Raw genomic sequence first — 7,862 nt, forward strand, 5'->3', positions numbered from 1 at the left:
ACGTGAAAACCGTGATGAGCAATCGCGGTATCGCCATGATGGGTTCAGGTTTCGCGCAAGGTATCGACCGTGCCCGTTTGGCTACCGATCAAGCTATCTCCAGCCCGCTCTTGGATAACGTTACTTTGGATGGCGCACGCGGTGTATTGGTAAACATTACCACTGCTCCTGGTTGCCTGAAAATGTCTGAGTTCAACGAGATTATGCGTATCGTCAACCAAAATGCACACCCTGAAGTGGAATGCAAATTTGGTGCTGCCGAAGACGAGAGCATGAGCGAAGATGCTATCCGTATTACCATTATTGCTACCGGCTTGAAAGAAAACGGTACTGACAACCAACTGCGTGCTGCTGCCCGTACCCAACAATTGGTACGCGGTGCGGAAGAAGCACCTCAAGCTCAAAGCCAAAGTAGTGCTGAAAGCCTGGTTCGTACCAACCGCAATATCCGTTCTATGAATCTGACTGCTGCTGATTTCAGCAACCAGTCTGTACTGGATGACTTTGAAATTCCAGCTATCTTGCGCCGTCAGCAACATACTTCTGATAAATAATCAGGATCATGTATGAAAAGACCTGCTTTTAAGGCAGGTCTTTTTTATGAGTAAAATAAACTTAAGGCCGTCTGAAAGTTTTCAGACGGCCTTAAGTTCAAATAAGGCAAATAACAAACTTACCCTTTATTGAGAATTTGCTTGTTTTCACCCTCACGACGCAACTCTTTGGGTAAGACAAATACAATGCTTTCTTCCGCACCTTCTCCTTCGCGTATGGTCTCGTGTCCCCAGTCTTGAATGGTTTGTAAGACTTCTCGAACCAAGACTTCGGGCGCAGATGCCCCGGCAGTGACACCGACCTTGGTTTTGTTTTCAAACCATTCTTTTTTCAGGTAGGAAGCATTATCGACCATATAGGCATCAACTCCTCGCAATGCGGCTACTTCACGTAAGCGGTTGCTGTTGGAAGAGTTGGGCGAGCCGACAACAATCACAATATCGCATTCTTCCGCCAATTCTTTAACGGCAGTTTGACGGTTGGTTGTGGCGTAGCAGATATCTTCTTTGTGCGGATTGCGGATATTGGGGAAGCGTTGGTTTAAAGCAGCAATAATGTCTTTGGTTTCGTCCACCGATAAAGTGGTTTGGCTGACGTAGGCAAGTTTGTCAGGATTTTTGATGTTCAGTCCGGCTACATCTTCCACTGTCTCAACCAAAAACATTTTACCCGGGGGCAACTGTCCCATTGTACCTTCTACTTCGACGTGGCCTTTGTGGCCGATCATGATGATTTCGTAATCTTGCTCATCGAGGCGGGCTACTTCTTTATGAACTTTGGTGACCAGAGGGCAGGTGGCATCAAAAACGCGGAAACCACGTTGTGCCGCTTCTTCCTGTACGGCTTTGGATACGCCGTGAGCAGAGTAAATCAGTGTGGCACCCTTTGGGACATCCGCCAAGTCATCGACAAAGACGGCACCTTTTGCCCGCAGATTGTCCACGACGAATTTGTTGTGAACGACTTCATGGCGGACGTAAATGGGCGCGCCGAATTCTTCGAGTGCACGTTCAACAATGCTGATGGCACGGTCAACACCGGCACAGAAGCCGCGGGGATTGGCAAGGATAATGGTTTTTTGAGTCATGTGCGTTCCGTTTTCAGACGGCCTTTGTGTCGTTTGAAGGTGTTTTTTTGTGCAGCAAACCGTCTATTACCAAGCAAACTGCGCCAACGCAGATAAAGCTGTCGGCAATGTTAAATGCGGGGTAGAACCAGTTTTGCCAATAGAAAAGCAGAAAATCGACAACGTGGCCGTGAATCAGACGGTCAACCACATTGCCAATTGCGCCGCCGATAATCATGGCTGCCCCCAGTTTGCCCCAGCGTCCAAACTCATCGCGCCAGATGGCACGGGCCAAATACAGGCTGATGACGACGGCCAGACCTAAAAAGAAGAATTTTTGCCAGCCGCCTTGGTCTGCCAAAAAGCTGAATGCCGCGCCTGGATTATAGGCAAGCGTCAGGTCAAAAAAGTCTGGAATGATATTGAGGCGTTCGCCTTCGGTAAAGTGTTTCAAGATTTCCCATTTGCTCAGTTGGTCAAGAATGATGGCAACGAGGGAAAGTAAGAAAAAGGGCGTTTTTGCAGAAGAGGATGAACTCATGTTTTCAGACGGTTTATGTAATAAAGGGCTTATTTTACCTGAAAGCAGGCAGGAAGTGTTTGCGATGGCATCGACGTTAAGGCCGTCTGAAAATAGAAACGCCGCCACTTGAATGTATCAAAGGGCGGCGTGGCATGTATGTGAGGGCTTATTGGTTTTTAAGTAATGGGAAGCCCAGTTTCTCGCGACTTTCAACGAATTTTTGCGCAACGATACGGCTCAGTGCACGAATGCGGCCGATGTAGGTTGCGCGCTCGGTAACGGAAATGGCGCCGCGTGCATCCAAGAGGTTGAACGTGTGGCCGGCTTTGAGTACAAGCTCGTAAGCAGGTAGGGCAAGACTGGTGTCTTCAACTGCAAGCAGGCGTTTAGCTTGTTCTTCGTAGTTGTTGAATTGGCGCAAGAGCCAATCGGCATCGCTGTATTCGAAGTTGTAGGTGGATTGTTCGACTTCGTTTTGATGATAAACGTCGCCGTAAGTGACGATGTTACCATCAAGGGTTTTTGCCCAAACGAGGTCGTACACGTTTTCTACGCCTTGCAAATACATGGCGAGACGCTCGATACCGTAGGTGATTTCACCAAGTACAGGGGAGCAGTCGATACCGCCGACTTGTTGGAAGTAGGTGAATTGGGTTACTTCCATACCGTTGAGCCAAACTTCCCAACCCAAACCCCAAGCGCCGAGAGTAGGGTTTTCCCAGTCGTCTTCGACAAAGCGGATGTCGTGTACTTTAGGGTCGATACCCAATTCGCGCAGGGAGTCGAGGTATAGGTCTTGAATATTGGCGGGAGCTGGTTTGAGCGCAACTTGGAATTGATAGTAGTGTTGCAGGCGGTTGGGGTTGTCGCCATAGCGGCCGTCTTTGGGGCGGCGGCTGGGTTGAACGTAAGCGGCAAACCAAGGCTCCGGGCCTAATGCGCGCAGGCAGGTGGCTGGATGCGAAGTACCGGCACCGACTTCCATATCGAAAGGTTGGATAACGGTGCAGCCTTTGTCTGCCCAGTAGTTTTGTAATTTGAAAATAATTTGTTGGAAGGTGAGCATGGTGGATGGAATAGATTGGAATAAAGAGGGTATTTTACTGTTTTGAGCTTGTTTTGGATAGGCTGAAGGAAGCGGCGTAGGTTATTTGCTGTTCAATAGGTCTGAAAAAGGGTCGTCTTCTGAAGAAACAGTGTATTTTTCTTGCGCCCATTCGCCTAAATCAATGAGTTTACACCGTTTGCTGCAGAAAGGGCGGTAGGGGCTGTCGGTGTTCCAAACGACTTTTTTGTGGCAGGTCGGACATTTTACAACAGGAGCGGTCATGCAGTTTCTTTCAGAGTTTTTGCAATGGATTGATAGTATTGATGCAAATGGGCAACCTTGATTTTTGCTTCTTCCATGCTATGGGTATTGTCCAATACATCGTCGGCATGCAGCAGTCTGTCACGTCGAGAAGCTTGGGTGGCCATGATTTGACGCGTTTGTTCTTCTGAAAAACCATTGCGCTGGTGTACGCGTTTGATTTGGACGGACTCTGGAACATCTACAACCAAAATACGGTCGGTCTCCGCTTTAAATGCCGGATTCTCAATCAAAAGCGGTACATCGACAATGCCGTAGGCGGATGAGGCAAGTTTTTGTTTCTGCTGTTGGATTTTGTTTAAGATTAATGGCAGAAGCAGGTTTTCCAGTTGTTTTTTAGATTGAGGCCGTCTGAAAACTTCTTCCCGTAAAGCCATACGATTCAGACGGCCTTTATGATCAAAAACCTCATCCCCGAAAAGCTGGCGGATGGCAGGAAGGGCTTCGCCGTTTTCAGCGGTCAGTGAGCGGCTGATGGCATCAGCATCGATAATGGGTACGCCAAGTTCGGCAAACATTTGGGCGATAGATGATTTGCCACTACCGATACCGCCGGTCAAGCCTATCCATAATGTCATTATCGGAATCCTGATTGTACGAGCCACCATTGTACCAGTTGGGTAATAGGTGCATTGGCAACCAAAATAATCCATCCTGCCACAGCAAGACTGGGACCAAAAGCAAAATATTGGCCTTTGCCGACACGGGCGATGAGTGCGCCCACCAGCCCGACTAAGGCAGCCATGAAGATCAGAACAGGCAAAATTCCTACGCCCAGCCATGCACCAAGCGCAGCCAAAAGTTTGAAGTCGCCATTGCCCATGCCGATTTTACCGGTCAGAAGTTTATAGACGGCGCATAAAGTATAAAGGCTCATATAGCCTGCGATTGCGCCTAAAACGGCTGAATGCAGGGGCACGAATGTATCATTCAGATTAAACAGCAGGCCGATCCAAATTAGGGGCTGAGTCAGGCTGTCGGGTAAATATTGAGTATTGGCATCGATAAAGGTCAGCGCAATCAATATGGCAGTCAGAATGAATCCGCCAATAGTTGCCCATGACCAGCCGTATTGCCATGCGACAATACCGAATAAGACACCTGTCAGCAGCTCAATCAGCGGATAGCGTATGCCGATAGCGGTTTTGCAGGAGTGGCATTTTCCTCCCAGGAAAACATAGCTGAGGATGGGGATGTTTTGCCAAAGTTTGATTGGGCTTTTGCATTTGGGGCAGCGTGAATCCGGTTTGCGCAGATTAAATGGCTGTTTTTCTTCGTCTTTCAGCTCGATGCCCAAATGCTCTTTAGAAAATTGTGTCCATTCGCGTTCCATCATTATCGGCGTGCGATAAATAACAACGTTCAGAAAGCTGCCAATCAGTAATCCCAAAATAACGGCTAAAGGAATAGCGAATGGCGCAAGAACGGAGAGGGCGTCGATGGCAGAGTAAATACTATCAAGCATATCAACCTACGACATTACCCAAGTTAAACAGAGGCAGATACATGGCAATCAGCAAGATACCGATGAGCGAACCCAATACCACCATGATGATAGGCTCCATCAAGGCAGATAAGCGGGAGACGGAGTTGTCTACTTCATCTTCGTAGAATTCGGCTGCTTTGTTCAGCATATCGTCCAAAGAGCCTGACTCTTCGCCGATGGCTGCCATTTGGATCACCATATTTGGGAACATATCTGTACTTTGCATACTGGATGTTAGCGACAGGCCTTGGGTTACCTTGGCTCGAATATCTTGAGTGGCTTCTTCATAGAGAATATTGCCGGATGCGCCTGCAACTGAATCTAATACTTCCACCAAAGGAACGCCGGCTGCGAAGAGGGTGGAAGTCGTACGCGCCCAACGGGCGATGGTCGCTTTTCGGACGATGGTGCCAAAAACAGGCAGTCTCAAAATCAAAGCATCGATTCGTTTTTGGAAAGTAGGCGATTTTTCATGGAGTTTGTACAGGCCGAAGGCCGAAACAATCAAAAGGATGATCATAATCCAGCCGTAGTCGACGAATAAATCAGACAAGTTCATGACAAGTTGGGTAAGGCTTGGTAACTCTGCACCCATATTGGCATAAACTTCTTTAAAGGCAGGTAGCACAAACATCATCATGATGAAGATAAGCGCAATCGCCACCACGATAATGGCAATCGGATAGGTCAGTGCGGTTTTGACTTTTTTCTTAATGGCTTGGGTTTTTTCTTTATAGACAGCCAGTTTGTCCAATAAGCTTTCCAATACGCCGCCGGACTCGCCTGCGCTGACCAGATTGCAATAGAAGCGGTCGAAATATTTTGGATATTTGGAGAATGATTTGCCTAATGCGCTACCTTGTTCGACATCGGAGCGAACCTGCATCAGCATTTCGGTCATGCTCGGATTGGAGTGGCCGCGAGCAACGATTTCAAAAGCCTGCATCAGCGGCAAGCCTGCCTTCATCATCGTTGCCAGTTGGCGCGTAAACACCGTGATGTCTTCTTGGGTAATACGGCGTTTGCGTGCGGTTTTAACTTTGCTGATACGCAAAGGGCGAATGCCTCTGCGTTGGAGTTTTTTGCGTGCTTCTTCTTCGTCTTTGGCAACTACTTCACCACGGACAAGACGTTCGGTCTCGGTATTTTTTCCTTCAAATGTAAAACGCTTGCCTTTGCTTCTTGAGCCGAACAGACTTCTTTTTTGCTCTGCTTGAGCCATGAGTTATCCCTTGTTTGTAAGAAATAAAGCGGACTGTTTCCCCGTACCGCTTTATTTTAATTTTCGAAAATATGGCAGTTTAGTCATTGGTATGAGCAGTCACTTCTTCCAACGAGGTCAGGCCTTGCATGACTTTCATGAGGCCGGCACGACGCAAGTCTACCATGCCTTCCTGATAGGCCATGTTCATGATATCAACTTCTGTACCGTTGTTCATAATGACTTTTTGCATTTCATCGCTGACCGGCATGACTTCATAAATACCGATGCGGCCTTTAAAGCCTTTGCCGCGGCAGCTGTCGCAGCCAACCGGGCGGTAGAGTTTCCAATCTTGAGCCAAGTCTGCATCGGTAAAGCCGGCTTTTTTCAATGCTGGAACCGGCGGGCGCTCAACTTCGCGTTTGCAGTTTGGACACAGTCTGCGCAACAACCTTTGCGCCATAATCAGGCTGACCGAGCTGGCGATGTTGAAAGGCGCAACACCCATGTTCAAAAGGCGGGACAGCGTGGCTGGTGCATTATTGGTATGCAGGGTAGAGAAAACCATGTGGCCGGTTTGGGCGGCTTTAATGGCGATGTCGGCGGTTTCCAAGTCACGAATCTCACCGACCATAATAATATCAGGATCTTGACGCAAGAAGGATCGGAGTGCGGCAGCAAACGTCAGGCCTTGTTTTTCATTGACGTTGACTTGGTTGACGCCTGGCAGGTTAATCTCGGCCGGATCTTCTGCCGTTGAAATATTCACATCTTCTGTGTTCAAAATACTCAGGCAGGTATAGAGCGAAACGGTTTTGCCCGAACCTGTCGGACCGGTAACCAATACCATGCCGTAAGGGCGGTTGATGGCTTCCAGCAGCATTTCTTTTTGGAAAGGCTCCAAACCGAGCTGGTCGATATTGAGCGATGTACCATCGGAATTTAGGATACGCATCACCACTTTTTCGCCAAACAATGTCGGCAAAGTGCTGACACGGAAGTCAATCGGACGGCCGTGTTTATGGAAGGCAATTTGAATTCTGCCGTCTTGCGGAATACGTTTTTCGGAAATATCCAAACGCGCCATCACTTTGATACGCGATGCCAACTGGCCGCGTACGGCGACAGGCGGCTGTACGACTTCACGCAATTGCCCGTCCACACGGAAACGGACGCGCGCCATTTGTTCGTAGAATTCAAAGTGGATGTCCGATGCGCCCGCGTTCAGGGCATCGGATAAGGTTTTGTGGATGAAACGGGGGATAGGGCCGTCTTCAGCTTCTTCATTGTCGATATAAAGCGATTGCGATTGCTGCGTTGCTTCATGTTCGTCGTTGATTTCTTTCAGAATGGTTGTCGAACGTTGACCCAGCCATTCCAGCAATGAGCTGAGCTGGTCGTCGGGAACTACGACCAAGTCGACACTTAAACCTGAAGCAAAAGCGATTTTTTGAAAGTTTTGGATTTGGGTTGGATCGGATACGGCGAAATAAACCTTGCGTCCGCGTTTGAAAATCGGAATGCAACGGTTTTGCACCATTTGCTCTTCCGTCAGAATGTCGCTGACTACATTATTGCGCGGGTAGTAGTGCAAATCCAAAAGGGGATAGCTGAATACGCGCGCAACTAACTCCCCCAAAGCTTTAGGGGAGATGATGCCGT

The 7,862-nt window shown here is 48.4% G+C and carries 8 protein-coding genes and 1 pseudogene; 1 reads left to right on the plus strand and 8 read right to left on the minus strand.

Going from position 1 to position 7,862, the window contains the following annotated elements:
• Window positions 1-554, plus strand: a pseudogene (locus ACTHUE_RS08235) (cell division protein FtsZ); the annotation flags it as partial.
• 119 nt (window positions 555-673) lie between these two features.
• On the opposite strand, the gene ispH reads toward ACTHUE_RS08235, so the two are convergent.
• The 8 genes from ispH to pilB form a co-directional block, all read right to left on the minus strand.
• Window positions 674-1,642, minus strand: a complete 969-nt coding sequence (gene ispH / locus ACTHUE_RS08240; protein ID WP_440361233.1) for a 4-hydroxy-3-methylbut-2-enyl diphosphate reductase — start codon at window positions 1,640-1,642, stop codon at window positions 674-676.
• A 13-nt stretch (window positions 1,643-1,655) separates the two neighbouring features.
• Window positions 1,656-2,162, minus strand: coding sequence for a signal peptidase II (gene lspA / locus ACTHUE_RS08245; protein WP_039861846.1), 507 nt, complete (start codon window positions 2,160-2,162; stop codon window positions 1,656-1,658).
• Between the two features lie 148 nt (window positions 2,163-2,310).
• Entirely contained in the window at window positions 2,311-3,210 is a 900-nt protein-coding gene (gene glyQ, locus ACTHUE_RS08250; protein WP_004518869.1) for a glycine--tRNA ligase subunit alpha, read from the minus strand.
• 81 nt (window positions 3,211-3,291) lie between these two features.
• Window positions 3,292-3,474, minus strand: coding sequence for a DNA gyrase inhibitor YacG (yacG, locus tag ACTHUE_RS08255; protein WP_004518868.1), 183 nt, complete (start codon window positions 3,472-3,474; stop codon window positions 3,292-3,294).
• A complete protein-coding gene (gene coaE / locus ACTHUE_RS08260) occupies window positions 3,471-4,091 on the minus strand; it encodes a dephospho-CoA kinase (RefSeq protein ID WP_004518867.1) in 621 nt (206 codons plus the stop codon). The genes yacG and coaE overlap by 4 nt, the downstream gene beginning before the upstream one ends.
• Window positions 4,091-4,978 carry a prepilin peptidase gene (locus ACTHUE_RS08265; RefSeq protein ID WP_004518866.1) on the minus strand — a complete coding sequence of 296 codons (888 nt, stop codon included), beginning with the start codon at window positions 4,976-4,978 and terminating at the stop codon, window positions 4,091-4,093. Before ACTHUE_RS08265 ends, coaE begins: the two co-directional genes overlap by 1 nt.
• A gap of 1 nt (window position 4,979) precedes the next feature.
• Window positions 4,980-6,221 carry a type II secretion system F family protein gene (locus tag ACTHUE_RS08270; protein ID WP_004518865.1) on the minus strand — a complete coding sequence of 414 codons (1,242 nt, stop codon included), beginning with the start codon at window positions 6,219-6,221 and terminating at the stop codon, window positions 4,980-4,982.
• 79 nt (window positions 6,222-6,300) lie between these two features.
• Window positions 6,301-7,862 (minus strand): type IV-A pilus assembly ATPase PilB (gene pilB / locus ACTHUE_RS08275; protein WP_440423257.1); only part of this gene is annotated, 1,562 nt, incomplete at its 5' end.

The sequence above is a fragment of the Neisseria sp. P0021.S005 genome, assembly GCF_051956955.1.